Source organism: Duganella sp. P38 (assembly GCF_050859475.1).
In the GTDB taxonomy this organism is placed as follows: Bacteria; Pseudomonadota; Gammaproteobacteria; order Burkholderiales; family Burkholderiaceae_D; genus Rugamonas.
Genome location: NZ_CP193936.1, coordinates 2,891,476 through 2,917,744 on the forward strand (window position 1 = coordinate 2,891,476; position 26,269 = coordinate 2,917,744).

Annotated in this window: 29 protein-coding genes; 18 read left to right on the top strand and 11 right to left on the bottom strand. The window is 64.4% G+C overall.

The features are described 5' to 3' along the window. Window positions 1-6 precede the first annotated feature (6 nt). From ACRQ5J_RS13435 to ACRQ5J_RS13485, 11 genes are all read right to left on the bottom strand, one after another. On the bottom strand, window positions 7-774 hold the full coding sequence (locus tag ACRQ5J_RS13435; protein WP_432377422.1) for an ABC transporter permease: 768 nt from the start codon (window positions 772-774) through the stop codon (window positions 7-9). Further along, window positions 771-1,484, bottom strand: a complete 714-nt coding sequence (locus ACRQ5J_RS13440) for a type II secretion system protein (protein ID WP_432377423.1) — start codon at window positions 1,482-1,484, stop codon at window positions 771-773. Before ACRQ5J_RS13440 ends, ACRQ5J_RS13435 begins: the two co-directional genes overlap by 4 nt. After that, window positions 1,474-1,959, bottom strand: a complete 486-nt coding sequence (locus ACRQ5J_RS13445) for a hypothetical protein (protein ID WP_432377424.1) — start codon at window positions 1,957-1,959, stop codon at window positions 1,474-1,476. Before ACRQ5J_RS13445 ends, ACRQ5J_RS13440 begins: the two co-directional genes overlap by 11 nt. Then, on the bottom strand, window positions 1,956-2,669 hold the full coding sequence (locus tag ACRQ5J_RS13450; RefSeq protein ID WP_432377425.1) for a hypothetical protein: 714 nt from the start codon (window positions 2,667-2,669) through the stop codon (window positions 1,956-1,958). Before ACRQ5J_RS13450 ends, ACRQ5J_RS13445 begins: the two co-directional genes overlap by 4 nt. Further along, a complete protein-coding gene (locus ACRQ5J_RS13455; protein ID WP_432377426.1) occupies window positions 2,666-4,240 on the bottom strand; it encodes a hypothetical protein in 1,575 nt (524 codons plus the stop codon). Before ACRQ5J_RS13455 ends, ACRQ5J_RS13450 begins: the two co-directional genes overlap by 4 nt. A gap of 1 nt (window position 4,241) precedes the next feature. Next, window positions 4,242-5,444, bottom strand: a complete 1,203-nt coding sequence (locus ACRQ5J_RS13460) for a type II secretion system F family protein (protein ID WP_432377427.1) — start codon at window positions 5,442-5,444, stop codon at window positions 4,242-4,244. After that, entirely contained in the window at window positions 5,444-7,147 is a 1,704-nt protein-coding gene (locus ACRQ5J_RS13465; RefSeq protein ID WP_432377428.1) for a GspE/PulE family protein, read from the bottom strand. The genes ACRQ5J_RS13460 and ACRQ5J_RS13465 overlap by 1 nt, the downstream gene beginning before the upstream one ends. A 5-nt stretch (window positions 7,148-7,152) precedes the next feature. Beyond that, window positions 7,153-8,964: a tetratricopeptide repeat protein gene (locus tag ACRQ5J_RS13470; protein WP_432377429.1), complete on the bottom strand. Its 1,812-nt coding sequence runs from the start codon at window positions 8,962-8,964 to the stop codon at window positions 7,153-7,155. A gap of 160 nt (window positions 8,965-9,124) precedes the next feature. Continuing rightward, the gene (gene mshL, locus ACRQ5J_RS13475; RefSeq protein WP_432377430.1) at window positions 9,125-10,939 is read right to left on the bottom strand and encodes a pilus (MSHA type) biogenesis protein MshL; all 1,815 of its coding nucleotides are present in this window, start codon (window positions 10,937-10,939) and stop codon (window positions 9,125-9,127) included. 72 nt (window positions 10,940-11,011) lie between these two features. Then, window positions 11,012-11,932: an ExeA family protein gene (locus ACRQ5J_RS13480; RefSeq protein WP_432377431.1), complete on the bottom strand. Its 921-nt coding sequence runs from the start codon at window positions 11,930-11,932 to the stop codon at window positions 11,012-11,014. A gap of 11 nt (window positions 11,933-11,943) precedes the next feature. Then, window positions 11,944-12,660 carry an ABC transporter ATP-binding protein gene (locus tag ACRQ5J_RS13485; protein WP_432377432.1) on the bottom strand — a complete coding sequence of 239 codons (717 nt, stop codon included), beginning with the start codon at window positions 12,658-12,660 and terminating at the stop codon, window positions 11,944-11,946. Window positions 12,661-12,795: 135 nt separating this feature from the next. Here ACRQ5J_RS13485 and ACRQ5J_RS13490 point away from each other — a divergent pair, with 135 nt between their 5' ends. From ACRQ5J_RS13490 to ACRQ5J_RS13575, 18 genes are all read left to right on the top strand, one after another. Then, window positions 12,796-14,502: a GspE/PulE family protein gene (locus ACRQ5J_RS13490; protein ID WP_432377433.1), complete on the top strand. Its 1,707-nt coding sequence runs from the start codon at window positions 12,796-12,798 to the stop codon at window positions 14,500-14,502. Between the two features lie 4 nt (window positions 14,503-14,506). Beyond that, window positions 14,507-15,733, top strand: coding sequence for a type II secretion system F family protein (locus ACRQ5J_RS13495; RefSeq protein WP_432377434.1), 1,227 nt, complete (start codon window positions 14,507-14,509; stop codon window positions 15,731-15,733). A gap of 48 nt (window positions 15,734-15,781) precedes the next feature. Continuing rightward, the gene (locus tag ACRQ5J_RS13500) at window positions 15,782-16,252 is read left to right on the top strand and encodes a hypothetical protein (protein WP_432377435.1); all 471 of its coding nucleotides are present in this window, start codon (window positions 15,782-15,784) and stop codon (window positions 16,250-16,252) included. A 40-nt stretch (window positions 16,253-16,292) separates the two neighbouring features. Then, a complete protein-coding gene (locus ACRQ5J_RS13505; RefSeq protein WP_432377436.1) occupies window positions 16,293-16,808 on the top strand; it encodes a type II secretion system protein in 516 nt (171 codons plus the stop codon). Between the two features lie 27 nt (window positions 16,809-16,835). After that, entirely contained in the window at window positions 16,836-17,396 is a 561-nt protein-coding gene (locus tag ACRQ5J_RS13510; RefSeq protein ID WP_432383647.1) for a pilus assembly FimT family protein, read from the top strand. Continuing rightward, on the top strand, window positions 17,386-18,006 hold the full coding sequence (locus tag ACRQ5J_RS13515; RefSeq protein WP_432377437.1) for a type IV pilus modification PilV family protein: 621 nt from the start codon (window positions 17,386-17,388) through the stop codon (window positions 18,004-18,006). The genes ACRQ5J_RS13510 and ACRQ5J_RS13515 overlap by 11 nt, the downstream gene beginning before the upstream one ends. Then, entirely contained in the window at window positions 18,003-18,524 is a 522-nt protein-coding gene (locus ACRQ5J_RS13520) for a prepilin-type N-terminal cleavage/methylation domain-containing protein (protein ID WP_432377438.1), read from the top strand. Before ACRQ5J_RS13515 ends, ACRQ5J_RS13520 begins: the two co-directional genes overlap by 4 nt. After that, on the top strand, window positions 18,521-18,901 hold the full coding sequence (locus ACRQ5J_RS13525) for a hypothetical protein (protein ID WP_432377439.1): 381 nt from the start codon (window positions 18,521-18,523) through the stop codon (window positions 18,899-18,901). The genes ACRQ5J_RS13520 and ACRQ5J_RS13525 overlap by 4 nt, the downstream gene beginning before the upstream one ends. Continuing rightward, complete coding sequence (locus ACRQ5J_RS13530; RefSeq protein ID WP_432377440.1) at window positions 18,898-19,479, top strand: hypothetical protein; 582 nt, start codon at window positions 18,898-18,900, stop codon at window positions 19,477-19,479. The genes ACRQ5J_RS13525 and ACRQ5J_RS13530 overlap by 4 nt, the downstream gene beginning before the upstream one ends. A 72-nt stretch (window positions 19,480-19,551) precedes the next feature. Beyond that, window positions 19,552-20,442, top strand: a complete 891-nt coding sequence (gene pilM, locus ACRQ5J_RS13535; protein ID WP_432377441.1) for a type IV pilus biogenesis protein PilM — start codon at window positions 19,552-19,554, stop codon at window positions 20,440-20,442. Then, window positions 20,439-20,903 (top strand): hypothetical protein, encoded by a 465-nt coding sequence (locus tag ACRQ5J_RS13540; RefSeq protein WP_432377442.1) that lies wholly within the window; start codon window positions 20,439-20,441, stop codon window positions 20,901-20,903. Before pilM ends, ACRQ5J_RS13540 begins: the two co-directional genes overlap by 4 nt. A gap of 38 nt (window positions 20,904-20,941) precedes the next feature. Continuing rightward, window positions 20,942-21,163: a hypothetical protein gene (locus tag ACRQ5J_RS13545; RefSeq protein WP_432377443.1), complete on the top strand. Its 222-nt coding sequence runs from the start codon at window positions 20,942-20,944 to the stop codon at window positions 21,161-21,163. Next, window positions 21,160-21,486, top strand: coding sequence for a type II secretion system protein GspM (gene gspM, locus ACRQ5J_RS13550; protein ID WP_432377444.1), 327 nt, complete (start codon window positions 21,160-21,162; stop codon window positions 21,484-21,486). The genes ACRQ5J_RS13545 and gspM overlap by 4 nt, the downstream gene beginning before the upstream one ends. Before the next feature lie 62 nt (window positions 21,487-21,548). Further along, window positions 21,549-21,884, top strand: coding sequence for a hypothetical protein (locus ACRQ5J_RS13555; protein ID WP_432377445.1), 336 nt, complete (start codon window positions 21,549-21,551; stop codon window positions 21,882-21,884). After that, the gene (locus tag ACRQ5J_RS13560; protein ID WP_432377446.1) at window positions 21,881-22,216 is read left to right on the top strand and encodes an MSHA biogenesis protein MshK; all 336 of its coding nucleotides are present in this window, start codon (window positions 21,881-21,883) and stop codon (window positions 22,214-22,216) included. Before ACRQ5J_RS13555 ends, ACRQ5J_RS13560 begins: the two co-directional genes overlap by 4 nt. A 40-nt stretch (window positions 22,217-22,256) precedes the next feature. Further along, window positions 22,257-24,011, top strand: a complete 1,755-nt coding sequence (gene mshL / locus ACRQ5J_RS13565; protein WP_432377447.1) for a pilus (MSHA type) biogenesis protein MshL — start codon at window positions 22,257-22,259, stop codon at window positions 24,009-24,011. 2 nt (window positions 24,012-24,013) lie between these two features. Next, window positions 24,014-24,907, top strand: a complete 894-nt coding sequence (locus tag ACRQ5J_RS13570) for an ExeA family protein (protein WP_432377448.1) — start codon at window positions 24,014-24,016, stop codon at window positions 24,905-24,907. Next, window positions 24,904-26,163 carry a tetratricopeptide repeat protein gene (locus tag ACRQ5J_RS13575; RefSeq protein ID WP_432377449.1) on the top strand — a complete coding sequence of 420 codons (1,260 nt, stop codon included), beginning with the start codon at window positions 24,904-24,906 and terminating at the stop codon, window positions 26,161-26,163. The genes ACRQ5J_RS13570 and ACRQ5J_RS13575 overlap by 4 nt, the downstream gene beginning before the upstream one ends. The last annotated feature ends 106 nt before the right edge of the window (window positions 26,164-26,269 follow it).

The window sequence follows — 26,269 nt, forward strand, 5'->3', positions numbered from 1 at the left end:
CTGGCCTCAGATGTTTTTGCGATGCAGGTCGAACAGCGCGGCCGCCGACAGCAGGGCGACGTAGATGGCCGTCTGCGCGGCGATTGCGCCCAGCTCCGCGCCAGTGCCGCTGTGGTACACCAGCCAGTCGCTGCGCGTGAACTGGTCGAGATGCGGCAGCAGCAGCGCCAGGCCGTCGATGCCGGCATTGAGCGCCTGCTGGCTGCCGCTTTGCACCGTGGCCGCGCCGTGTCCCAGCAACTGCAAGGCGCCGATCACGCGCGCCAGCAGGTAAAACGACAACGCCGCCGCCAGCGCCGGCAGCACCTGGCTCAGGGTCAGCATGCACAACACCCCGAACGCCGCCATAATCCAGCACTCGCACAACAGCGAAAATCCCCATAACGCCGCTTGCGCCGGCGGCGCGAAGAACAGTCCCAGGCCGCCAAACAACACGGCCGGCAGCAGCGCCAGCGCCGCGAAGCCGGCCAGCTTGCCGGACAAGTACACCGCGCGCGGCATCGGCAGCGCCATCAATAGTTCCAGCCCCTTGTCATTGGCCTCGCGCGCCATGCTGGTGATGACGAAGGTCGCCACCAGAAACACCGCCGCCAGGCGCAATACCGCCGCCAGCAAGGCCGCCTGCAACTGCCGGCTCTCGGTCAGCGCCAGCTCGTTGAGAAAGCCGCTGACTGCCACCGCGCCGGCCATCATGATGAGCACGAGCCACAGCAGCCGGTTGCGCAGGGCTTCCAGCAGCGTGTAGCGGGCGATGGTGAGGGCGGGACGCATCATGGCAACCGCTGCGCGCCAACCATGCGGTTATACAGAATGTTCGGCGATACCCACACCACCATGTCGTCGAACGTGCCGCCCGGTGCGCGCGTATCGTCGCTGGCGTCGCGCGCGACCAGCGCGTTGCCGCCGCTTTGCAGGTTGGCTTTCTCGTCGATGTTGCCAATGCCGACATCGGCGATGACGGTATTCTGGTCGCTGGTGGCGCCGTAACCGTTGCGGCCAAAGGAGATGATCGCCGCCGGAATATCATTCACGCCGGTGGCTGCGACCAGCTGGCCGTTGACGTCGCGGGTGGCGATGGTGATGTCGCGCGGCGTGGCCAGCGTGAACAACACGCCGGCGTTGGTGAACGCCGGCGTCACCGTATAGCCCATCAAGCGGTTCCAGCCATCCAGCTTGCCGACGCCCAGCGTGGCCCATGGCAGATAGCCGTAACGCCGGTTGCATACCGCGCCGTTGCGGTCTTCCAGCCCGTTGCTGGACGAGATGGCGGGGCAGGGCAGATAGCCGTTGTGCAGCGCGAAGCCAATCAGCGCCTCGCGCGCTTCGTCCATCACGCGCCGGGTGTCGGACACGCGACGCTGTTCGAGCTGCGACGCCAGCGGCGCGACCAGGCCGCCGATCATCAAGCCGACGATGAGCAGCACGATGGAGACTTCGACCAGCGTGAAGCCGGATCGGCGGCTGGGAAGGCGCTTATGGTTCATTGATGTCCTTGACCCGGCCTTCATTCAGGTCGTAGCGCTGGCCGGGTTTCAGCGTGACGCGCTTGCCGGACGGCAGCGTAACCGTCAGGTTGGGCGTCGCCGCGCCTTTGCGCTGCGACAGGTTCCCTTGCGCGCCGTATTGCGGCTCGCCGTTCAGCCACACCGTCGTATCGCGGCTGCCGCTGCGACGCAGCACGCCGCTCATCACCAGCGACGGTGGTGGCGGTGGCGGCGCCGAAGTGGCGGCCGCCTCCTGCCCGGCGGGATCGGCTGGCATGCCGGGCGGCGGCTGCATGCCGTCCGGGTTTTGCGCCGGCGCGGCGGCCGCGCCACGATTGGCTTCCATCGCCGCGCGTTCGGCCGGCGTGGCGAACAGGCGGCCCAGCGCAACCTGGGCCTGCGCCGGCGCGGCGGCGAGCATCAACAACGCGGCGGCCAGCAAGGAAGCCGCGGTTAGGGACGGGCGGCGCATCATGGCGTACCTTTCGGCGACATGGCCGCGGCAAGCGGCGGCGCGCTGCCGGAACCGCCCGGCGTTACGGTTGGCGCGGCGCCCAGCGTGATCCAGTCCAGCGTGCAGTCGGCGCCGAGCGTGGAGGCGCCGGGTGTTTCGACGGCTACGCCGAGGCGGCGGATCGCGCAGTCCTGCACCGCAAAGTAGCCGCGCTCGCGCAGGCTCTGGAAGAAGTTGAACAAATCCAGTTCATGCAGCAGTTCCATGTGCAGGCGCATGCGGCTGCCGTGCAGTTGAAAGTCGCCCAGGTCCAGCGGCGCATCGAGCTGCACCACCTGCTGCGGCTCGATCTCGTAACTCAATGGCGGCAGCTTTAGTTGATCCTGCGTCTGGCGGATGGCGTCCAGCCATTCCAGGCGGCGCTCCTCGCCGACCAGGCCGCGCTGGCGCAGTTCGACGAAGCGCTGCTGGAAGTTGCGGATATCGCGCTTTTCGCTGTCCGCCTGCGCATAGCGCGAAGCGGCGGCATCGCGCGCGCGCTGGGCATTTTCCAGGCGCGCGTCAGCTTCCCGCAATGTTAGTTCGCTTAACAGCACGCCGGTCAGCGACACCGTTACCGCCGCAATCAGCGTCAGCACGGCGGTGCGTATCAGGCCGAATTCATTGATCCAGTAAGGCAGCGCGATGGTGCGCGCGGCTTTCTTTTTGTTGGTGACGGGATTGGTACTCATGGCTTCCACACCAGGTTCAGGGTGAACTTCGCGCGCGCCGGCTCGGCGGCGGCCTGCGCGCCCGCCTTGCCGGACAGCTTGACCGAGGAGCGCGTGTCCACCGGCGGCTTTTCCACTTCCACCGTCAGGCGCGGATGCTGCGCCAGTGCGCGGGCGAATTCGTTCATGCTGTCGACCGCGTTGCGATAGTCATCCTGCTCGGCCATGATTTCGGCTTCCAGCACCAGAATTTGCGGCGCGCGGTGCGGAATGCCGGCCACCAGCGACGAAATCGGCGTGGCCTGGGCGGCATCCGTGCCCGGCGCCGGCGCGGCGGCCGGCACGCTCACTTTCCAGTCCAGTTGCAGCAGGCGGATTTGCGGCGAGGTTTCCAGCGCCGCACTCACCAGGGTCGCCATGCCGAGCGGCGTGGCCGACTGGGTGGCCAGCATGCGCTCGACGTTGACCGCCGCCCGCATGTTGGCGGTGCTGGTCACGCGCGGCGGCAGTTCCGCCATCGCGGCGCGGTAACGCTGATCCAGTTGCGCCGCTTCGATGTTGAGCCGGGCGCTGTCGCTGTCGGCCTGGTGCTGCTGCCACAGGTTGATGCCGGTCCAGATGGCGCATAAGCTCACCATGGCCATGCTGGAGACATACAGCGCGACCCGGGCGCGCCACAAGCGGTAATAACGCTGCCATGCGCCCAGCGTGTAATGGCTGGGCTGCTTGCGCCGGGCCAGCAGCGCGAGCAGCATCGGCTCCGCCAGATGCGCGGCCGATTCGGCCACTTTGCCGCCGGCGGTTTTCAGCCCGGCGCGCTGCGCCAGCGATTCCAGCGTCACGAAATGGAATTCGGTTTCCGCGCCGTCCTCGCATTGGGCGTCCAGCGCGGCGCTGTCGGCGGACGGCGTCACCACCGTGGCGTGCAGCACGTTCCCGCGCGCCATCAGGCGCTGGCTGGTGAGGAACTGCTGCGTCTTCGCCGTTTCCACGCCGATGTCGATCGGGTGGCCGTCGCGGTCAATGGCCGGCGTCAGGCGCGAGAATTTTAGCTGGCCGTGCTGGAAATAACTCTGGCGCCAGCCTGCCGATTGCTGCGTCACCAGCAGCGCATGCTCATCGCGCAGCGCCAGCATGCGTGCCAGTTCGCCGCTGAGCAGCGTGGTGGAATACAGGCCGGCCAGCGGGATTTGCATCTGTTCCAGCGCCTCCACCCACGGCTGCACCGACGCTGGATTGGTCAGCGCCGACAGCAGCACGATATCGTCGCGGCGGCCGGCGGCGTCGCGGCCTTGCAGTTCGTGGTGGCGGAACGGGGTTTCGCGGTACTGCTGCAACAGGCGGCGCTGCAACAGCGCGCGGCCGGCCCGGCCGCCGACGTGCGGCACGCTGGCGCGATGGAAGTCTTCCTCGATCAGGTCGGCCAGCAAATATACGGGCGAGGCGCGGTGATGGTCTTCAATGTAGTCCATGAAGTCATCGATGCCGCCACGGTTGTTGACGAAACAAACGCCGCCCGACAGCCGGCCGCCGGTCCATTCGTAGGCGCACAACTGCTCGCTGGTGAGGTAGAAGAGGTGGGTGGTGAACATGTCAGGTCCTGATCTTGCTGATCGTGTCGTAGATCGGCCCCATCACCGACAGCATGATCCAGCCCACCATCACACCCAGGACCACGGTGATGGCCGGTTCGATCATGGCCTGCACCTTCTCGATCATCTCCCTCACTTCGCGGTTGTAGAAGTAGCTGACGTTATGCAGCGCGCCATCCAGCGCGCCGGTCGATTCGCCCACCTTCAGCATGCGGATCACCAGCGGCGGGAAGATGCCGGTGTTCTGGAACGCGGTGGTGATGCCCTGGCCCTCGGAAATCTGCTGCGCCGCGCGGCGCAGTCCCGCCGCCACCACGCGGTTGCCGACAATGCCCTCGGACAGGCGTATGCATTCGAGGATGGTGATGCCCGAACCATACATCATGGCGAAGAAGGTGGCGAAGCGGGCCAGGATGATCTTGTGCAGCACCGGCCCCACCAGCCACACGCGCAGCTTGAAGGCGTCCGCCGCGTAGCGCGCCTGTTCGCTGCGCGCCAGCCGCGCGCGCAGCACGAAGAAGCTGGCCACCGGCACCGCCAGCATCACGTACCAGTAATCGATGAAGATGTTGGAGACGAAGATCAGCGCCCTGGTGTGCACCGGCAGCGTGTTGCCCATGTTTTTGACGAAGGACGTCAGCTGCGGCACCAGGTAGATCATCAGGAAGAACATGACGCCGGTGACGAACAGGCCGACGGCGGCCGGGTACATGACGATTTTCTTGGTCTGCGACGCCAGCTCGTCCTGCCACTTCAGCGTTTCGGACAGGTTCTTGAAGACCTCCGCCAGCTTGCCGCTTTGCTCGCCGGCGGTAATCAGGCTGGTAAAGGTCAGGTCGAACACTTCCGGATACTCGGCCAGCGCTGCGGACAACTGCTTGCCGCCTTCGATATTCTCAATCAGGCCGGTGATCATTTCGCGGAAGCGTGGATGGTCGATGCTGTCGCGCAGATCGTTCAGGCCTTCCAGTATCGGCACGCCGGCGCCGGTCATCTGCTCCATGTGGAAGCAGAAGTTGATCAGGTCCTTGCGGGTGATGACGCGCTTGATGGCGATGACCCTGGCGCGCGAGACGCGGCAGTCGATCAGGTCCAGCCCCATGCGGCCCAGGCGCAGCTCCAGATCCGGTTCGTTGGCGGCGTCCATATTCCCCGGCAAAATGTGGCCGGTGGCGTCCATCGCACGGTAGAAGTATTGCGGCATCAGCCCAGCCTTTCGGTGAGGTCCACCACGCGGCCGACTTCCTCCAGCGTGGTCACGCCTTCGCGCACGCGGCGCAGGCCGTCGTCGATCAGGCTGTGGAAGCCGCCCGCCGCCGCAGCGGTTTTCAGTTCGCGCGTGGAGACGCGGCGCGCCACCAGTTCATCGAGCGCCGGCGTCATTTTCAGCAGCTCGATGATGGCGATGCGGCCCTTGTAGCCCTGGTGCGCGCATTTGGCGCAGCCGACCGCGTGGTACAGCGTCTGCGGCCCGGCCTCGGCGGCAATGCCGAGCAGGCGCCGTTCGATATCGTCCGCCACGTGCGCTGCGCGGCAGCTGGTGCACAGCTTGCGCACCAGGCGTTGCGCGATGATGCCGATGATATTGCCGGCCATGATATCGGCCAGCACGCCGATGTCGAGCAGGCGCGGGATGGCGCCGATGGCGGAGTTGGTGTGCAGCGTCGAGTAGACCTGGTGGCCGGTCATGGCGGCCGAGAAGGCCATTTCGGCGGTTTCCTTGTCGCGGATCTCGCCAACCAGGATCACGTCCGGGTCTTGCCGCATCATCGAGCGGATGCCTTCGGCGAAGCCCATCTTGGCCGATTCGTTGACCGACGTCTGGCGGATCATGTTCATCGGGTATTCGACCGGGTCCTCCAGCGTCATGATGTTGACGCTTTCGGTGTTGATGTGGTTCAGGATCGAATACAGCGTGGTGGTCTTGCCGGAGCCGGTCGGGCCGGTGACGAGGATCACGCCGTCCGGCCGCGCGATCATCAGCTTGAGCAGATGCAGTTCGTTCTCGCCCAGGCCCAGGCCATCGAGCGGCACGATGCCTTTTTGCCGGTCCAGCACGCGCAGCACGACGTTTTCGCCGTGCGTGGTCGGTTGCGCGGACGCGCGGAAGTCGATCTGCCGGCCGGAGAACTTGATCGAGATGCGGCCGTCCTGCGGCGCGCGCGTCTCGGCGATGTTCATGTTGGACATGACCTTGAGCCGCACCGCCATCGCCGGCCAGTACGATTTGTGCAGGCTGCGGATCTGCCGCAGGATGCCGTCGATGCGGTAGCGGATGCGCAGGAACGATTGCTCCGGCTCGAAGTGCAGGTCGGAGGCGCCGTTCTGCACCGCGTCGGCGAGGATGGCGTCGATCAGGCGCACCATCGGCTGGCTGTATTCGTCGGAGGTGGTGCCCAGGCTGGCGTAATTGACTTCGCCGGTTTCGATTTCGTGCAGGATGCCGTCGATCGACAGCTCGAAGCCGTAGTACTGGTCGATGGCGCGCTGGATGTCCGATTCGTTGACCAGCAGCGGCGTAATGGTGATGCCCTTGACCAGCATGGCGCTGATCTGGTCCAGCGCGACGATGTTGCTGGTGTCGGACATGGCCAGGATCAGGTTGTCCGTGGCGCGCTCGTAGACGATCGGGAACACCCGATAGCGCTTGGCCACGTCCTTCGGGATCAGTTTGAGCGCGATGGCGTCCACCACCAGGCTGTTGAGGTCCGCGCTTTGCGTGTTGAGGTTTTCCGACAGCGCTTCGCGCACCGTGGCTTCGGTGACGAAGCCGAGCGTGATGAGCAGTTTGCCCAGCGGTTCGTTGCTGCTTTTTTGCTCGATCAGCGCGATGCGCAGCTGGTCTTCGCTGATGATGCCTTTTTGTATCAGCAGTTTGCCGAGCGGGAGTTTGGGTTGTTCTGCCATGTGTTTCAGTGCGTGGCGACGCTCAGTTCATGCATGCGCACGCGCAGTGCGCTGCGGTCGAAACCGACGGTTTTGTCCTGCGCCAGCGCCAGCGCGCGCTGGTAGTAGCCGAGGGCCAGCTTGCCCTGGTTCAGTCGGTCGAGGCCGATGGCGAGGTTGTAGGCGTATTCCGGGTTGTCCGGCACGGCGCCGAACGCGCGGAAGTAGGCTTGCTGGGCGTCGGGCCAGCGGCCTTGCTGCGCGTACAGGTTGCCGAGGGCGAACAGCACCGGGCCGGCGTCCGGGTTGTTGGCGAGGATGGCTTTGAGGCGCGCCTCGCTTTGGCTGATGTTGCCCTGGCGGAGGCCGATCAGGCCGGCCGTGGCGTCGGCGTCGTTGGGCGATAGTTCGAGCAGGCGCAGGTAGTAGCCGGCGGCCCTGTCTTTCTGGTTCTGGCGGGCGGCAACGTGGGCGGCGCCGAGCAGGGCGTCGCGGTTATTGGCGTCCTGGGCAAGGGCGGCGTCGTATTGCTGCTGGGCGCCGGCGAGGTCGCCGTTGTTAAAAGCGCGGTAGGCGCCGTCCAGCGTGGGCGACACCGGCGCCGGCTGAACGATGCGGGTGACGCGGATGTCGTTGTTGGCGGGCGCGGCCAGGACCGGCATCTGCTCGGCGCGCGGCTGTGCGGCGGCTTGCAGGGCTTGCTGGGCGGCGGCCAGCTCTTGTTCGGTTTTGGCGATGCGGCGTTCCAGTTCCTGTTGCGTGCGGCTGCTGCCGGCGGACGGCGCCATCAGGGCGTCGGCTTCGAGGTCGCTGGCGGCGCCGGCGCTGGCCGCGCCCGCCGGGTCCGCGCTGTTGGGCGCGGGCGAGCCGTTGGCGATGATGATCTGGCCGGATCCGGAGCCGGGCGTGGCGCCGGTGGCGCCGGCAGGCGGCATCGGCACCGGGGGCAGGCCGGCGCCGGCGCCGGGGCCGGTGATGGCGCGCCAATAGTAGATGCCGAAGCCGCCCACGAGCAGGAGCAGGATGGCGAGCAGGACGATCAGGCGCAGGCGTTCGGGATCGAAGCCGGTCGGCCCGGCCGCCGCAGCGGTCCGCGCGCGGGCACGCGCCGCAGCGCCGCCACGGGTGCCGCCATTGCCGCCGCCCTGCGCGCCGTTGCCACTGCCAGCCGCGCGCTTGCCGCCCGCCGCAGCACTGCCGCCCGCCGCTGCGCCGTGGCCGGGGATCGGGGCGGTTCGGTCGGTAGCCGTGCCGTGGCCAGCGTCCGGTGCGTTGCGGTAGGGCGCTGCGCCGTGGCCGACGATTGCGGCGTTGTGGTCGGCAGCTGTGCCGTAGCCTTCGAGCGGCGCGTTGCGGTCGGTAGCGGTACCGTATCCGCCCGTCGGGGTGCTGGCCGCGGCAGCCGCGTTGCCGCCGGCGGCGGTTGCGGCGCGCGTGCTGTGCCCCGAGCCTGCGCTGGCGGCAGGACTTGCCGTGGCGTGCGCGGTGGTCTGCGCTCCGGCCGCGAAGCCGGCAGCGGCCGCGCTTGTGGCGGCGGCCGCGACCGGGCCGGGAGCGACGCCGGCGGACGCGATTTGGGCGGACGGCGCGGCGGAAGCGGAACGCGGGCTCGCGGCTGCCGCGCGCCCGTCGGCTGGCGCCGGGGCGACAACGGGATCGAGCGCCAGGTCCATGGTGAGGCCGGGTTCTTGATGATCGCTAGGCGGTGGCAGCGGGCTAGGAGACGGCCGTGGCACGCCGCTGGCGGCGACCAGCGGCGCCAGCGGCTCCAGGCTCAGTCCCTCCATCGGCTCCAGGCTGAACTCCACCGGCGCGCGCGAAGTGGACGTCGCCGGCAAGGATCCGCCCCCCGCGCGGCACCCGGCGCAGGAACCGGCGCCGGCTCGGGCGTCAGCGCCAGCACCTCGTCGAACGCCTCCGACGGCTTATCGAGCTCCTCTTCGGCAAGCGCGTTTTGTTTTGCGCGCTCGGCCTTCTTGAGCGCCTGCATGAGCAGACTCATAAGCCACCCGCCTTCGGCACCGGATACGGTTCATTATCGGGCTTCTGCCCCGGCAGCATATAGCGATAATCCTTGTAATCGCCGTTGATGCTGGCATCCTTCACCACCACCGGCCGCATGAAAATCACCAGCTCAGTCTTGGTGCTGTTTTCATTGCGATACGAGAACAGATTACCCACCACCGGCAGCGTACTCAGCAGCGGAACGCCATCCTTGGCGTTATCGACCGAATCCTGCATCAAACCGCCCATCACCGCGATCTGGCCGCTATTGACCTTCATGATCGACTCCAGCTCGCGCGCCTGAATCACCGGCACATTGCTGATTACATTGCCCAGCGCGGGATTCGGATCCCGCACGTAATTGACCACGCGCGTAATGGTCGGGCGCACGTTCAGCGTCACCTCGTCGGACTCGGAAATCTGCGGCGTCACGCTCATGACAAAACCAACCGGCACCGTCTCCAGCTTGGACTCGTAAATGGCCGGCGTGCTGATGCCGCCGCTGGAATTGAGCACCGCCGGCGTCACCTTAATCGAGAAGAACACATTGTTATCGACCACCTTCAGCAGCGCTGTCTGATTATTCAGCACGCTGATTTTCGGGCTGGACAGCACCTTCACCTTGCCGAACGACTCCAGCAACTGAATCGTCGCCGCGATATTGCCAAGCCGGCTGGTCGGATTCAGGTAATCGATGACGAACACGCCCGGCGAGGAATTCGGCAGCACGCTGCTCGGCAAGCCGGCGGTGCCAACCTGTTTCTGCGTCATCGTCAGACCGCCACGACCGATCGATTGCCAGTTGATGCCCTGCTGGTACGAATCGCTGAGCTTCACTTCAATAATGGTCGCCTCGATCAGCACCTGGCGCTTGGCCGCGCCGACCACCACATCGAGGAACTGCTGAATCTTTTCGTGCTGGCGCGCCGTCGCGCGCACGGCGATCAGGCCGCCCTCGGGATTGACGATCACCGAGCTGCGCAAATTGGCGGCGCCGGCGTCCTGCAAGGAAGCAAACGTCGGCGCCGGCAAGCCGGTTTGCTGGCCGCCCAGCGGATTGGCCGGGTTGTCGTTGAGATTGGACGCGCGCAGCATATCGCGGATATTCTTCTCCAGGTTGTACCAGAAATTATTATCCGAACGATTGCTGACCGAAGTGGTCGAATTATTGCTGCCGCTGCCTTGCTGCTCGTTGGCGCCGGCCTGGCGCTGCTGCTGTTGCGGCAAGCCGTTGGCGCCAAGCGCCTGCTGCTGGGTATTATTCTGCGACGCCTGCACCACCGGATTCAGGCTGCTGTCGCTGCTGCCGGCGCCGGTGGTGGAAATCTGCGTGGCGATATTCACGCTGCTGCTGGTGCTGCGCGCGATGTTGACGTAGTCGACCTTGTAATTGCGCCACTCCGGCGTATCCGGCAGCACCGTCAGCGTGCTGCCGTTGATTTCATAGCGCATGTCGACCTGGCGCTGGATGCGGGTCAGCAGCTGCGGCAAGGTCTGGTCCAGCGCGTTCAGCGTGACCGTGCCTTCCACGCCCGGATGCACGTCGACATTCATGCCAGCGTCGCGCGCCAGCGCGAACAGCAGCGACTGCACCGGCACCTTGTGCACGGTCACGCTATACGTTTCGACCTTGGCGGCCGGCTTCGGCGGCGGCAGCGCCACGCTTTGCTGCACCGGTTCCGGAATCGCGCCGGCCGGCACTGGCGCCTCGGTCAGGTGGCCTGGAGACTGGGGGATGGTATGGCTGGCGCAAGCGCTCAGCAATACGCTGCAAACCACGGGGACGAGAGGAGTGCTCAGTTTTTTCATCGTGTGTTTCCGGCCCAGGGATGATGCAGGAAGGTATTTTGTTGTGCTTTTGCAATTATGTATAGCATGATCTTATAAATTTGCGCCCGCCGCAAGGATGCTCCAATAAATTCCGGCAATTAGCAGCGCCAGCGCGGCGCTCAGCGCCACAACGCGCCAGCGCCTGCGGCCTTGCAAGCCGCGCCGGCGGCCGAACGGCGACTCGGCGATGGCCTGGCGCGCGTGACGCGCCTCCACCACATCGGCGTCGGCCGCGAACGCGGCCAGCAGCGACTTCTCGGCCAGGATGTTGATGCGGCGGACGATGCCTTCCGACGCCTCCGCGATCAGCCGCGCGGCCGCCGGCGTGAACAGCGCGCCATCCTCATGGCCGGCCGCGCGCAGCCGGTGGGCGAGGAAGTCGCCGGTCAGGGCCGGCGCCATGGCCGGCACCGCGAAGCTGTGGGTTATGCGTTCCTTCAACTGGCGCATGCTCGACAGGTTGAGGTTGTCGTCCAGTTCCGGCTGGCCGAACAGCACGATTTGCAGCAGCTTGCTGCGCGCCGTCTCCAGGTTGCTCAGCAGGCGGATCGCTTCGAGCGTATCCAGCGGCATGGCCTGCGCTTCCTCGACCAGCAGCACCACCTGTCGGCCGGCGCTGTGCCGTGCGATCAGCTCGGCATGCAGCGCGCGCTGCACCTCGTCGGCGCGCAGGCCGTGGGTGGACAGCCCCAGTTCGGCGGCGATGGCATGCTGCACTTCCAGCGGATCGAGGTTGGGATGGACCAGGTAAATCATGTCGATGTGCGGCGGCATGCGGCTTTCCAGCATGCGGCACAGCATGGTCTTGCCGGCGCCGACCTCGCCGGTGACCTTGATGATGCCCTCGCCGTGGCCGATGGCGTACAGCATCGCCTCAAGGATGTCGCCGCGCTCGTTCCCGGCGTAAAAGAAGGCCGGGTTGGGCGTGATATGAAAAGGCGACTCGCGCAGGCCGAAGTGGGCGTGGTACATGGGCGGCTCGTTCAGGCGATGCAAGCCAGGAAGGCTTGCTCCAGCGTTTCAGCGTGATAGTGCGCGCGGCACTCGGCCGGCGTGCCGGTAAAACGGATGCGGCCGTCGTGCAGGATGGCCATGCGGTCGCACAGCTCGTCCACATCGGCCAGCGCATGCGAGGTCAGCAACAGTGTGCTGCCAGCGCGGTGCAGCGCGCGCAGTTGGTCTTTCAGCAGCGCGCGCGCTTTCGGGTCCAGCCCGCTCATCGGCTCGTCCAGCACGTACAGCGGCTTGCGCGCCAGCAGACATGCGGCCAGGCCGAGCTTCTGGGTCATGCCCTTGGAATAGCTGCGCACTGTCTTTTTGAGGGCCGCGGCGTCCAGGTCCAGCGCCGCCAGCATGGCGGTCACGGCCTGCTGATCGTAGCGCAGGCCCTGCAAGGTCAACAGATAGCGGATGAAGTCGGCGCCGGTCAGGTAGTAGGGCGGCGTGAAGCGTTCTGGCAGGAAGCCGAGCGGCGCGCGCGCGACCGGCTGGTGGTGCGGCTGGCCGAAGATGTCGATGCTGCCGCCGTCAAGTGCACAAAAATCGAGCAGGCATTTGATCAGGCTGGTTTTGCCGGCGCCGTTGACGCCGACCAGGCCGAAACACTCGCCGCCATGCAGTTCCAGGTCCACGCCGTGCAGCACGCTGGCCGCGCCATAGCGTTTGGCGACTTGCTGGAAGCGCAGGGCGGGCACGGTCATGGATGGGCGAGGCTGTTGAAACGAACCACACTGTAGCGCATCCGTCCGCAGAAAGCGACACCTTCGCTATCTCTGTGCGCCCATCTGTCATAGAATGGCCGCAAGTTTTAGTGACAACAGACAAGGAGTGCGGGTATGTCCAGGCCAGAAAAGGTGCGGCTGGGGGAGATTCTGGTGCAGCAGAAGCTGCTCTCGGAGGAGCAACTGGGACTGGCGTTGGCCGATCAAAAACGCAGCGGACGCAAGCTGGGCCGCGTGTTTGTCGAAAACGGCTATGTTACTGAGGAACAGATCGCCAGCGCGCTGGCGCGCCAGCTCAACATCCCGTACCTGAACCTGAAGTTCTTCAACATCAACCCGGAAATCGTGCGCCTGCTGCCGGAAACGCAGGCGCGCCGCTTCCGCGCGCTGGTGCTGGAGGACCGGCGCGGCTCGCTGCTGGTCGGCATGTCCGACCCGACCGACCTGTTCGCGTATGACGAGATCGCCCGCATCGTCAGGCAGCCGATCGAGCTGGCGGTGGTCAACGAAACCGAGGTGATGGCGGCAATCGACCGCATCTATCGCCGCACCGAGGACATTTCCGACCTCGCGCGCGAGCTGGAGCAGGACCTCGGCGACGCCTCGGTCGACTTCGGCGCGCTGGCGGCGGCCAGCCCGAATCTGGAAGAGGCGCCGGTGGTCAAGCTGCTGCAATCGGTGTTCGACGACGCGGCGCAGGTGCGCGCCTCCGACATCCACATCGAACCGCAGGAAGGCCGCTTGCAGATCCGCTTCCGCATCGACGGCGTGCTGCACCTGCAAACCGAGGCCGATATCAAGATCGCGCCATCGCTGGCGCTGCGCCTGAAACTGATGTCCGACCTCGATATTTCCGAAAAGCGGCTGCCGCAGGACGGCCGTTTCGCCGTGCGCGTGAAGAACCAGCGCATCGACGTGCGTATTTCCACCATGCCGACCCAGCACGGCGAATCGGTGGTCATGCGCCTGCTGAACCAGGGCGGCACGCAGCTGAAGCTGGATGCGATCGGCATGCCGCGCGGCTTGCTGGAGAAATTCCGCGCCATCATCCAGCGGCCGAACGGGCTGGTGCTGGTGACCGGCCCGACCGGCTCCGGCAAGACCACCACCTTGTATTGCGCGCTGTCGGAACTGAATTCGGTCGAGAAAAAGCTGATCACCGTTGAAGACCCGGTCGAATACCGGCTGGCCGGCATCAACCAGGTGCAGGTCAACGACAAGATCGACCTGAACTTCGCCCGCGTGCTGCGCTCGGCGCTGCGGCAAGACCCGGACATCGTGCTGGTCGGCGAGATGCGCGACCAGGAAACCGCCGCCATCGGCCTGCGCGCCGCGATGACCGGTCACCTGGTGCTGTCGACGCTGCACACCAACGACGCTGTCAGCACGCCGCTGCGCCTGATGGACATGGGCGTGCCGCGCTACATGGTCGGCTCGTCGCTGCAGGCGGTGCTGGCGCAGCGCCTGGTGCGGGTGATTTGCGAAAGCTGCACCACGCCGTACGAGCCGACGCCGACCGAGCGCGAATGGCTCAGCCTGGAATTGAACGACAAGGTCGACAAGGGCCGCTATTTCCACGGCAAGGGCTGCTCGCACTGCAACGGCATGGGCTATCGCGGCCGTACCGGCGTGTACGAGCTGCTGGAAATGACGCGCGCGGTGGTGGATGCTGCCAACCACCCCGATCCGGCCCACTTCCTCAAGGTGGCGGGCCAGCAGATGGCCGGCGAAACGCTGCGCCGCCACGCGGTGATGCTGGTGGTGCAGGGCCGGACGACGATTTCGGAAGCAATGCGCATCAGCAATCAGGTAGAGGACTAAGACCGTGCCTTTCTTCGCCTACAAGGGCCGCAACGCGCGCGGCGAGTTGATGCAGGGCGTGCTGGAGGCGGCCGACAGCGGCGCCGTGGCCGACCAGCTGTTCAACACCGGCGTCACGCCGATCGAGATTGTCGTCACGCGCAAAACGGTGGCGGACGGCGAGACATGGTGGGCCAGGCTGCTGGAAAAGAAGGTCACGTCGATGGACGTGCAACTGTTCAGCCGTCAAATGTATACGCTGCTCAAGTCGGGCGTGCCCATCATGCGCGGGCTGGCGGGCTTGCAGGAATCGGCGGTCAGCAAGTCGTTCGGCAAGGTCATCAAGGACTTGCGCGAATCGCTGGATTCGGGCCGCGAGCTGTCGGCGGCGATGCGGCGGCATCCGGCGGTGTTTACGCCGTTTTATTTATCGATGGTGCGGGTAGGGGAGATGACCGGCCGGCTGGAGGAAGTGTTCCTGCGCCTGTTCGACCATCTGGAATTCGACCGCGACATGCGGGAGCGCGTCAAGGCGGCGATCCGCTATCCGACGTTTGTGGTGGTGGCGATGGTGGTTGCCATGATTGTGGTGAACGTGTTCGTGATACCGGCGTTCGTCGGCGTGTTCGCCAAGTTCAACACCGAACTGCCGCTGATGACGCGGATACTGATCGGCACCTCGAACTTCACCGTGAAATACGGCTCGGCGATCGCGGGCGCGGCCGGTTTCGGCCTGTGGGCGTTTCTGCGCTGGACGCGCACCCCTAAAGGCCAGTATCAATGGGATAAGTTCAAGCTGAAAATCCCGGTGGCCGGCAAGATCGTGCTGAAGGCAACCATGGCCCGCTTCGCGCGCAGTTTCGCGCTGTCCAGCCGCAGCGGCGTGCCGATCGTGCAGGCGCTGTCGGTGGTGTCGCAGACTGTCGATAACGCCTACCTGTCGGCGCGCGTGGAGCAGATGCGCGACGGCGTCGAGCGCGGCGAGAGCATTCTGCGCACGGCGGCCGCCACCAATGTATTCACGCCGGTGGTGCTGCAAATGATCGCGGTGGGCGAGGAAAGCGGTTCCATCGATGATCTGATGGACGAGATCGCGCAGATGTACGAGCGCGAGGTCGATTATGAGCTGAAGACCTTGTCGGCGCAGATCGAGCCGATCCTGATTGTCTTCCTCGGCATCATGGTGCTGATCCTGGCGCTCGGCATCTTCCTGCCGATCTGGGACCTGGGCAAGGCGGCGCTCCACCACTAAATGAACTATCGGGCAACATTTGTGTCTACGAAACAACGCGGGGCAAGCTTGCTTGAGTTCGTCGTTTGTTTCACTGTGGTGGCGATTCTGGGCGGTTTGCTACTGCAGCGCCTATGGCATTATCGGGCGGAAGCGGAGCGGGCGGCTGTTCAGATGGTTATCGCCAATATCCGTTCGGCCTTAGAAATTAAGGTGGCGCAAGCAAATTTGCCGGACGGCAGCTTGGATTTTACGTTTTTAACCGAAGAAAATCCGTTAAATTTACTAAAAGTTAAGCCCGTCAATTACGCCGGCGAGTGGTATCGCCCGAGTGGCGCCGACATCGGCGCGGGCAATTGGTGCTTCGATCGCGCCGACAAGACTTTGTTGTATTTGTTAAATAATGTAAATTCTTTCGAAGATTCCCAAACGAAACTTTTGAAATTCAAGGTAAAATTGACGCGCTTGCCCCATAGCCCCGCCAAGCCGTCAGGCGCACCAGAAACCCTCGGTGTGGCCTTTGAGCAAGTGAAGGACTAGCGCCATCCCGCGCAGATTTTTCGACGATTTGGAGAAAGTAATGAACAAGCAAGCACGCACCGCAATCCCTCAACGCGCCGCCCAAGCCGGCTTCACGCTGATCGAACTGATTGTGGTCATCGTCATCCTCGGCATCCTGGCTGCCACCGCGCTGCCACGTTTCTCGAATCTGGGCGCTGACGCCCGTGCTGCGTCGATGAACGCCGCAGCGGGCGCAGTACGCTCAGCAGCCGCGATGGCGCATGGTCAGGCGCTGGCAAACGGCACTGCGGCTAATCCAAATGCTCCGGTCATCATGGAAGGTGCCAACGTGGACATGGCGTTTGGCTATCCTTCACTGGCAGGTATCGTCGCAGCTTCGGGCTTGGGCAACGATTACGTTGTGGTCAATAGTCCTGGCGGTGGCGCCAATCAGCCTGCTGTTGTGGCTGGTTCGATTGCAATTCAGCCTGCAACCGGCGCATCGGCAACTTGCTTCGTCACCTACACTGCCGCGACCGCAGCAAACGTTCCGGCAACCGTGGTTTCCAACGCAACCGCAGCGAACTGCCCGTAATCCTCGACTGAAAGCGAGTGGGTGATCGTGAATCCCGGCTTTTCGAAGAGACGGCAAGCCGGCTTCACGATGGTGGAGCTGATCACAGTCATTATCTTGATGGGTATATTGGGCGCTATCGGCGCCTCCCGGTTTTTCGATGACACCGCTTTCGAGAACCGGGCCTATGCCGATCAGGCCAAGGCGATCATCCGCTACGCGCAAAAGCTGGCCGTCACCGAGAACAGGTTTATTTTTGTTCGCACCGACGGCAATAGTTTTGCCATCTGCGCCACGCTCGCATGTGGCGGCGGCAGCCTTGTCAACGCGCCCGGCGGCAGCAATAGCGGCAGCCGCGCCACCCGCGCCAACTGCTTGCAAGCTGGTGTTTATCGTGCCGCATGGATGTGCGAAGGCCGTCCGGCCAGCGTCAATGTTAATGGCCTGCCAGGCAACGCTATCTATTTTGACGCGCTCGGTCGCCCCTACAACGGCACCGACGCTATCGGCAATCCGTCCACCTTTGTCGCAGCGCAAGTCATCAGATTCACCAGCGGCGCCAATGCCAGCCAGATCACCATCTGGCCAGAGACCGGTTATGTACAATAAGCGCCGCCAGCGAGGCGTCACCATCATCGAACTGGTGATGTTCATCGTTATCGTCGGTGTGGCGGCGGCCGGCATCCTGCAGGTCATGGACATGACCAGCCGCACCAACACAGACCCCATCCGGCGCAAGCAGGCGATGCTGATCGCGGAAGCGTACATGGAGGAAATCCAGCAGGCGCAGTTCACCGCCTGCGATCCTGCTGACGCTAACGCCTTAGTCACGTTGCGCTCCTCGGATTGCGCCTCACTGCCCGAGCGATATGGCAATGAGCAGAATACGCCAAGGCCTTTCGATAATATCAATGACTATGTGCCAGCCAACTACGTTGAAGGCACGCCGGTGCGCGCTTTCGCCGTGCCCGGTCCAAACGGAACACTGGTCGATACCGACGTCGCCGGCAACCCTCTGGGCGCTGGATTGGGCAGCGTGTCGCTGGCAAATTACGTGACCACGCTTGCACTCAATTCCAGTGTCAATCTGGGCAACATCACCGGCAGTCAGCCGCAGGAAATGACCGTCCTGCAAATCACCATCACAGTCACCTACGGCGCCAACGAATCCGTCGTGCTGCAAGGCTATCGCACGCGCTACGATCCGAGGGCCCTATGATGCGCGCTCCTTGCTCGATGCAGCGCGCTCGTGGCTTCACGCTGGTCGAAGCGGTTGTCGTCATGGTGGTCACGTCCATCCTGGCCGGCACGATGGTGCTGTTTATCCGCCGGCCGGTGCAAAGTTACGTTGATACCGCCGCCCGCGCCGATATGGCCGATGTGAGCGAGATCGCGCTGCGCCGCATGTCACGCGAAATACATGGCGCCGTGCCGAACAGCATTCGTTTGTCTGTGGTGAACGGCGTCTCCCTGCTGGAGTTCATTCCCAGTGTCGCTGGGGGGCGCTATCTCGATAGCAGTGATGGCACCAACCCGGCCAACGCAGCCTGGCCGCCGCTGAGTTTTGATAATGCTGCCCTGAGGCAGTTTTATGTGGTTACACCGATGCCCGTGGCGCCGTATGCCATTGCACCGGGTGACTTCATCATCGTCTACAACCTCGGCAACGGCATGCCCAATTCGGATGCTTACGAGGCCAACGCCGTCAATCGCGCGACAGTGGCGCCGGGGGCGTGAATGGAAAGATCGTCACGCTGGTCGCCAATACCTTTGCCAATGGCGCGACATCCTCTCCCGGTAAGCGTTTCATCGTGGCGCGGCAGCCGGTGACTTTTGCATGCGTCAACAATGCCAACGGCAACGGTACGCTGACCCGGTTCTGGAATTATGGTTTCAGGCCGGCCCAGCCGGATCTGGCGGCGCTGGCTGGTGCGCCTAACGCCCTCATGGCCAGCAATGTATTGAGTTGTAATTTCACCGTTCAGCAACTGGCCGGCCGCAACACTGGCCTGGTTGGATTGGGGATTGCGCTAGCGCGTCCGAATCCGGGCGGTGGCAATGGTCTGGAGACGGCCACGCTGGCGCTACAAATTCAAGTGAATAACACGCCATGACAACATCAACGTTTATGCGCCTGCGGGCGCGCCGTAAATCGGCCGGTGTAGCGATCGTTACCGCGATATTCCTGCTGATTGTTGTCGCAGGGCTGGCGGTTGCTGTGGTGTCGTTGAGCAGTTCGCAGCAGACAGCATCGGCACAGGACGTACAGGCGCAGCGCGCTTATCATGCGGCCAAGGCCGGCATAGAGTGGGCGGTATATACCGGCATGACGACGCGCGACCCGCCAACACCGGCAGCGTCATTGAACTGCACAGCACAGCAGAATCAAGTCACTTCCACTGTGGGACTCAATAACGGAACCTTCCCTGGTGGCTTCACCGTGACAGTGATTGTCAGCTGTGACGCCGACGTCGGCGGGATCGCCCAGGGGGCGCGGACGATCCAACCGCGAACCATGTCTCCATCACCTCCACCGCCTGCAACCAGCCGGTCAACAACGCTTGTCCGAATCCGGCGCCGGGACCGGATTATGTCCAGCGCCAGTTGCGCGCGCAGCTATAAAGCCGCAATGATGTGGAAATGTATGTGTTTTGTGGTGGAAGTTGAATATAATCAAGTATATAGCGCGTAAAACCTCGTGTATTGAGATATGGGTTTTTTTAAAAGAGCTAAAAAATCGGACGGTTGGCTGACGGTCACCTTTTTGCGTGACGGCATTTGCGCCGGCCGGGTGCAGCGCGTGCGCGACGCCAAGGCGATCGTCGAGGTGTCGACGTTTTATCCGTCCGACGCCGGCTTCTCGCCCGAGGCGCTGGAACGCGTGAACAAGGATCTCAAGGCCGGCAACTACCAGTGCGGCACCATGCTCAACGGCGGCGAGTATCAGTTGCTGATGGTCGACGCCCCCAACGTGCCGCAGGACGAGCTGAAAACCGCCGTGCGCTGGCGCTTGAAGGATATGCTTGATTTCCATATCGACGACGCCACCATCGATGTGCTCGATATTCCGGTCGATAGCAGCGCCGCCGCGCGCGGCCATTCGATGTTCGCCATTGCCGCGCGCAACGCGCTGATCCAGTCGCGCCAGGCGCTGTTTGCCGAGGCCAGGCTGGACCTGAACGTCATCGATATTCCCGAAATGGCGCAGCGGAATATTTCCGCGCTGCTGGAAAGCGAGGGCCGCGGCCTGGCCATGCTGTCGTTCGACGCCGACGGCGGCCTGCTGACCATTACTTATAAGGCCGAGCTGTATTTGTCGCGCCGCATCGACGTGACGCTGGCGCAACTGCTGGAGCGCGACTCCGACCGCCAGCAGGCGCAGTTCGACAAGATCACGCTGGAGCTGCAACGCTCGCTCGATCACTTCGACCGCCAGTTCCATTATGTGAATGTGCTGAAGCTGATGCTGGCGCCAACCGGCGCCGAAGGCCTGCACGAACATCTGGCCGCCAACCTGTACATGCCGGTCGAGGCGATGACGCTGGATGATGTATTCGATCTGCGCAAGGCGCCCGAATTGCAGGATGTCGCCCAGCAGCAGCGCTTCTTCCTGACCCTGGGCGCGGCCCTGCGGCATGAGGAGGTGACGCTGTGAGCCAGCAGATTAACCTGTTCAACCCGATCTTCCTCAAGCAGAAGAAGATTTTCACGGCCTTGCCGATGGCGGAGGCGCTCGGTGTGATCGTCGCCGGCGCGCTGCTGTTGAACTGGTATGCGGCCAGCCGCGTCGACGATCTGGAGCAGGCGGCCAGCGATGGCAAGGTGGTGCTGGCCAAGCGCGAGCAGCAGTTGGTCAAGGCCAATGCGCAGTTCAAGGCGCGTGCCAAGGATCCGCTGCTGGAGGCCGACCTGGCCGACGCCGAGGCCGAGATGAAGGCGCTGCGTGACGTGTCGGCGGTGCTGCAAGGCGGCGCGCTGGGCAATACCGATGGTTATGCGGAATATTTCCGCGCCTTTTCGCGGCAGAGCGTCCACGGGCTGTGGCTGACTGGCGTGACGATTAGCGGCGCAGGCGTGGATATCGGTTTGCAGGGCAGGCCTTGCAGGCGACGCTGATTCCTAACTATATCGCCCGCCTTACTGGTGAGCCTGTCATGCGGGGCAAGAGTTTTGCCAGCCTCGATATCGCGCGGCCCGAGGCAATGCCGGCAGCGCCGGCGGCGCTGGTTCCGGTCGCCGCGCCGGCGGCGGGGGCGGCGCTGGCTGCGGCTGCACCGGCGCCAGCCGCGACGCCGGCCATGCCTGCGGTACCGCTGGCGCCGCCCTACGTGGAATTCAGCCTGCAGTCGACGCCAGCGCAGGAGGCCGGCAAATGAAGCAGCAGTGGATCAAGCTCAGCACCAGGCTGGACGCGATGACGCTGCGCGAGCGGGCGATGGTGTTCGCCGCCGTGCTGGCCGCGATTCTGTTCCTGATTTACACGGTGTCGGTGCAGCCGCTGCTGGAGCGCCAGAAAGCCCTTAACCTGCAGATCAAGACGCAACAGAACCAGATCGCCGGCATTGACCTGGAAATCGCCGCCAAGGCGCAGGGCTTCGTCGTCGACCCCGACGCCGAAACGCGCGCGCGCCTGGCCGCCGTGCGCAAAGAGATCGATACCACCAGCGCCGGCCTGATGGCCGTGCAAAAGGCCTGGTAGCGCCGCACAAGATCGCGCCGCTGCTGGAGCATCTGCTGCGCGGCAACGGCAAGCTGAAGCTGATGTCGATGAAGACCTTGCCGGCGGCCGGCCTGAACGAGACTGCACAGCCGGAGCGTGCCGAAACGGCGGCGACCGTGACCAACGCCGCCGCCGGCCTGGTCGGCGCAGGCAAGCCGGCGCCGCGCAAGCCGCGCGAGCTGCTGTACCGTTACGGCGTCGAGATCGTGCTGCAAGGCGGCTACGTCGATATGGTCAATTACATGGCAGCGCTGGAATCGCTGCCGGTGCAGCTGTTCTGGGGCAAGGCGCAGCTGGATGCCCAGCAGTTTCCGAACTCGCGCCTGACGCTGACTTTGTACACGCTGAGCCTCGATCAGAAATGGATGAAGCTATGAACCGCGCACTGTGCGTTTGCCTGTTGATCGCGTGCGGCGTCGCCGGCGCGCAAACGCTGACCGATCCAACCCAGCCGCCGCCGGAGTCGCGCCTGCTGCCGGCCGGCGAGGCGGAGATTGTGGTGTCGCGCGGCCCGGTGCTGCAATCGGTGCTGATCGGCTCGAACGGTCGCCAGGTTGCGGTGATTGACGGCCAGACCGTGCGCAAGGGTGAGAAATTCAAGGGCGCCACGCTGGTGCAAGTCAGCAAGAACCAGGTGGTGCTGCAAAACGGTAAGAACAAGCAGGTCCTGACGCTGTTCCCCGACGCGGCCAAGAAGACCGCACATTAATCGCGAAGAACGCCATGCAAAAATCCTGACCCTCGCTCTCGTGACGACGACGCTGCTGCTCGGCGGCTGCAAGACCGCGTCCACCCGCGATACCTACGACAAGATCAGCAACGAGGTGAATGCGGCCGCCGCCAAGCCCTCGACCGTGACGCAGAACGAAGCCGTCGCCAGCGCCTTGCTGCCGCCTGTGTCGCAGATGAATATGCAGTTGCCGAAGGCGCGCGCGGTGCTGGAAGAGCGCTTCAACGTCTCGTTCAACAATGTGCCGGTGCAGCAGTTCTACAATTCCATCGTGGCGGGCACGCGCTACAACATGCTGATCAATCCTGAAGTGACCGGCAATATTACCGCCAACCTGAAGGACGTGACGCTGTTCGAGGCGCTGGACGCCATCCGCGAACTGTACGGCTACGATTACAAGGTGGAAGGCACGCGCATCTACATCCGTCCGCTGACCATGCAGACCAAGATGTTCAAGGTTAACTACCTGACGGCGGTGCGCAAGGGTGTGTCGAGCCTGCGGGTGTCGTCGACGTCGGTGGCCAACGCCGGTACCAGCAATAGCGGCAACCAGTCCAACAACGGCACTAACAACAGCGGCAATAATAACAACAATAACAATAACAATAACAACAACGACCCGAATAATCCGAACGGCAGCCAGTTGCAGCGCGACTCTGCCAATGTGTCGACCACCTCGGACAGCGACTTCTGGCTGGAACTGAAGACCTCGCTGGAAGCCATTGTCGCCACCGGCAAGGATGGCCGCAGCGTGACCATCAGCCCGCAGTCGGGCGTGATCGTGATCCGCGCCATGCCGGACGAGCTGCGCAATGTGGACGCCTACCTCAAGGCCACGCAGCTGTCGGTGGACCGCCAGGTGATCCTGGAGGCCAAGATTCTGGAGGTTGAGCTGAACAGCAACTTCCAGAGTGGCGTCAACTGGTCGGCCTTCGGTAAATTCGCCTCCGGCGGCAACAACCGCTTCTCGCTCGGGACCTTGCAGCCGGACACCACGCTGCGTCCGCTCGGGTCGGCGCTGAGCAGCACCGGCTCGACCGGCATTACCGCCACGCCGGGCAGCTCGCTGGGAGCGTCGAGCGACGCGGTGGGGGCGCTGTTCGGCTTCGCTTTCCAGACCAGCAATTTCGCCGCGCTGATTTCCTTCCTCGAAGGGCAGGGCACGGTGCACGTGTTGTCCAGCCCGCGCATCGCCACGCTGAACAATCAGAAGGCGCTGTTGAAGATCGGCACCGACGAGTTCTATGTCACCGGCGTCAGCACCACCACCACCACCAACGGCAACGGCAGCGGCGTGACTTCGCCGACCCTGACCTTGCAACCGTTTTTCTCCGGCGTGGTGCTGGACGTGACGCCGCAGATTGACGACGACGGCAACATCATCCTGCACGTGCACCCGTCGGTAAGCCAGGTGTCCACGGTCAACAAGGGCTTGAATCTGGGGTCGCTGGGCAACTTCAACCTGCCGCTGGCGGCGTCGTCGACGTCGGAGATGGACAGCATGGTGCGCGGCCAGAATGGCCAGGTGGTGGCGATCGGCGGCCTGATGCGTCAGGCGACCACCACCGATAATTCCGGCCTGCCGGGCGTGGCCAAGGTGCCGGTCATCGGCGCGCTGTTCGGCAGCAAGAGCGAGGTAGTGCAAAAGCGCGAGCTGGTGGTGCTGATTAAGCCGACCATCGTGGAAACCTCGTCCGACTGGAACCGCGACCTGCTCGATAGCGGCGGCCGCCTGAAGGACCTCGATCCGAACCGCGCCCGGGGGCGCAACTGACCATGTACAGCAAACACTTCGGCCTGCGTGAGGCGCCGTTCAGCATTACGCCGGATACCAGCTATTTCTTCACCAGCCCGCATTCGCAGGAGGCCTTGAATACTTTGCTGGTGGCGGCCAAGAGCGGCGAGGGCCTCATCAAGATTACCGGCGAGGTCGGCACCGGCAAGACGCTGTTGTGCCGCAAGTTCATCGCCACCATCGGGCCGGACTTTGTCACCGCGTATATTCCGAATCCGTATCTGGAGCCGCGCACGCTGATGCTGGCGCTGGCCGATGAGCTGGAAGTGCAGCTGGAGAAGGACGTCGATCAGCATCAGTTGCTGAAGTCGATCACCAACCGGCTGCTGGAGCTGGCGCGCGACGGCAAGCAGGTGCTGTTGCTGCTGGATGAGGCGCAGGCGATTCCCACCGAAAGCCTGGAGGCGCTGCGGCTGCTGACCAACCTGGAAACCGAGAAGCGCAAGCTGTTGCAGATCGTCCTGTTCGGCCAGCCTGAGCTGAACCAGCACTTGCAGGCCAATTCGATCCGCCAGCTGGCGCAGCGCATCACCTTTCATTATCACCTGGGGCCGTTGTCGCGGGATGATATCGAGTATTACGTCGCGCACCGCCTGCGGGTGGCTGGCTATACCGGCAGCCGCCTGTTCAACCGCGCGGCAATTTCGCGGCTGTATCGCGCCAGTGGCGGCATTCCGCGGCTGGTCAACATCATGGCCAACAAGTCGCTGATGCTGTGCTTTGGCGAGGGCAAGCAGCAAGTCACCGGCCGGCATGTGAGCATGGCGGCTCGCGATACGGTATCGGCCGCGCGGCGTTTGCGCTGGCCTTGGATGGCGGCGGGTGTAAGCTTGCTGATCGCCGCTTGCGGCCTGACCTGGGCGCTGAACAAATGAGCCTGATAAATAAAATGCTGCAAGACCTGGATGCGCGTGGCGGCGGCGGGGAGTCTGCTGTGCAGCAGCAGGAAGTCAAGGCTGTGCCGCCGGTGGAGCGGGATCGCCGTCCGTTGATAATTGCCGGCGTCGCGGTAGCGGCGCTGGTGCTGGCCGCAGGTGGCTGGTATGGCTGGCACACGTGGCAGGGGCGTCATGCGCCGCCTGCCGGACCGGCGCCGAAGATTGTGGACAACCGTGCGCCGGACAAGGCGCGCTTGCAGGAACTGGCTGTCGCCGCCAGGCGGACGGGCAACGCCAGCGCCACGCCGGCCGACGTAGCGGCAGCCGGCACGGTGGCCGCTGGCCCCGCAGCCACGTCGCCGGACGCCGCCATGACCGGCACGGCGCAAGCGGCGACGTCCGCGCCGGCGGGGGCTGCGCAGCCCGGCCGCGAGGGCGCGGCCCCAACCACGCCATCAGCCACCCGATCGGGCGCTGCTTCGGCCGGAGCAGCCCCAGCGGGGCGGCCAGCGATCTCCGGCGTTGCGCCAGGCGAGGTGGTGCGGGAGGCGGCGCATGCCTCGGCCAGCGACAAACCGGCGCGTGCCGCCGCGACGGCGCGCAACAGCGGCGGGCGGGCGGAGGCGCCGGCTGCGCGCAAGACCCCTGGCACTGCACCTGACGGCGTTGTGGTGCGCGACCTGACGCCGAAGCAGATCTCGGAAAACAGCTACCGCCGCGCGCTGGCCGCGCTGCAAGAGGGCCGCGTCAGCGCTGCGCTGGCCGATCTGGACAAAGCGGTCGAAGTTGACCCGCGCAACGACGCCGCGCGCCAGACTTACGTCAGCCTGTTACTGGAAGCCCGCCGCACCGACGACGCCATCCGCCAGTTGCGCCTGGCATTGGGCATCGATCCGCGTCAGCCGGGGCTGGCGATGGTGCTGGCCCGACTGCAACTGGAGAAGGGCGGCCCGGCGCTGGAAACGCTACTGAAGTCGCTGCCCTACGCGGGCAACAACGCCGCCTATCTCGGCTTCCTGGCCGGTGTGCTGCAACGCGAACAACGTCATGCCGAAGCCGCCGAGCAATACCGCGCCGCGCTGGCGATGGCGCCGGACAACGCGGTGTGGTGGATGGGGCTGGGGATTTCGCTGCAAGCCGACCAGCATTTGCCGGAAGCGCGCGAGGCGTTCCAGCACGCCCGCGGCGGAAGCGGCCTGACGCCGGAACTGAAGTCCTTCATCGACCGCAAGCTGGACCAGTTGTCGCGGTAATCGCGTTAATCGCGTTTACCGCCAGCAGCATGGCTGGTTACGGCATCAGCTATGCTATCGCGGCGGTGCCGGAGCCGGTCGAATGGACGATGTTGCTGGCGGGCTG

What these genes read in the sequence shown, in the direction of transcription:
- ACRQ5J_RS13485 (WP_432377432.1), bottom strand. Translation starts at nt 12,660, where the DNA reads ATGACCGTGCCCGCCCTGCGCTTCCAGCAAGTCGCCAAACGCTATGGC.
- ACRQ5J_RS13440 (WP_432377423.1), bottom strand. Translation starts at nt 1,484, where the DNA reads ATGAACCATAAGCGCCTTCCCAGCCGCCGATCCGGCTTCACGCTGGTC.
- ACRQ5J_RS13435 (WP_432377422.1), bottom strand. Translation starts at nt 774, where the DNA reads ATGATGCGTCCCGCCCTCACCATCGCCCGCTACACGCTGCTGGAAGCC.
- gspM (WP_432377444.1), top strand. Translation starts at nt 21,160, where the DNA reads ATGAAGCAGCAGTGGATCAAGCTCAGCACCAGGCTGGACGCGATGACG.
- ACRQ5J_RS13445 (WP_432377424.1), bottom strand. Translation starts at nt 1,959, where the DNA reads ATGATGCGCCGCCCGTCCCTAACCGCGGCTTCCTTGCTGGCCGCCGCG.
- ACRQ5J_RS13530 (WP_432377440.1), top strand. Translation starts at nt 18,898, where the DNA reads ATGACAACATCAACGTTTATGCGCCTGCGGGCGCGCCGTAAATCGGCC.
- ACRQ5J_RS13505 (WP_432377436.1), top strand. Translation starts at nt 16,293, where the DNA reads ATGAACAAGCAAGCACGCACCGCAATCCCTCAACGCGCCGCCCAAGCC.
- ACRQ5J_RS13570 (WP_432377448.1), top strand. Translation starts at nt 24,014, where the DNA reads ATGTACAGCAAACACTTCGGCCTGCGTGAGGCGCCGTTCAGCATTACG.
- ACRQ5J_RS13455 (WP_432377426.1), bottom strand. Translation starts at nt 4,240, where the DNA reads ATGTTCACCACCCACCTCTTCTACCTCACCAGCGAGCAGTTGTGCGCC.
- ACRQ5J_RS13555 (WP_432377445.1), top strand. Translation starts at nt 21,549, where the DNA reads ATGTCGATGAAGACCTTGCCGGCGGCCGGCCTGAACGAGACTGCACAG.
- ACRQ5J_RS13575 (WP_432377449.1), top strand. Translation starts at nt 24,904, where the DNA reads ATGAGCCTGATAAATAAAATGCTGCAAGACCTGGATGCGCGTGGCGGC.
- ACRQ5J_RS13490 (WP_432377433.1), top strand. Translation starts at nt 12,796, where the DNA reads ATGTCCAGGCCAGAAAAGGTGCGGCTGGGGGAGATTCTGGTGCAGCAG.
- ACRQ5J_RS13545 (WP_432377443.1), top strand. Translation starts at nt 20,942, where the DNA reads ATGCGGGGCAAGAGTTTTGCCAGCCTCGATATCGCGCGGCCCGAGGCA.
- ACRQ5J_RS13560 (WP_432377446.1), top strand. Translation starts at nt 21,881, where the DNA reads ATGAACCGCGCACTGTGCGTTTGCCTGTTGATCGCGTGCGGCGTCGCC.
- ACRQ5J_RS13450 (WP_432377425.1), bottom strand. Translation starts at nt 2,669, where the DNA reads ATGAGTACCAATCCCGTCACCAACAAAAAGAAAGCCGCGCGCACCATC.
- ACRQ5J_RS13465 (WP_432377428.1), bottom strand. Translation starts at nt 7,147, where the DNA reads ATGGCAGAACAACCCAAACTCCCGCTCGGCAAACTGCTGATACAAAAA.
- ACRQ5J_RS13520 (WP_432377438.1), top strand. Translation starts at nt 18,003, where the DNA reads ATGATGCGCGCTCCTTGCTCGATGCAGCGCGCTCGTGGCTTCACGCTG.
- ACRQ5J_RS13460 (WP_432377427.1), bottom strand. Translation starts at nt 5,444, where the DNA reads ATGCCGCAATACTTCTACCGTGCGATGGACGCCACCGGCCACATTTTG.
- ACRQ5J_RS13515 (WP_432377437.1), top strand. Translation starts at nt 17,386, where the DNA reads ATGTACAATAAGCGCCGCCAGCGAGGCGTCACCATCATCGAACTGGTG.
- mshL (WP_432377430.1), bottom strand. Translation starts at nt 10,939, where the DNA reads ATGAAAAAACTGAGCACTCCTCTCGTCCCCGTGGTTTGCAGCGTATTG.
- ACRQ5J_RS13480 (WP_432377431.1), bottom strand. Translation starts at nt 11,932, where the DNA reads ATGTACCACGCCCACTTCGGCCTGCGCGAGTCGCCTTTTCATATCACG.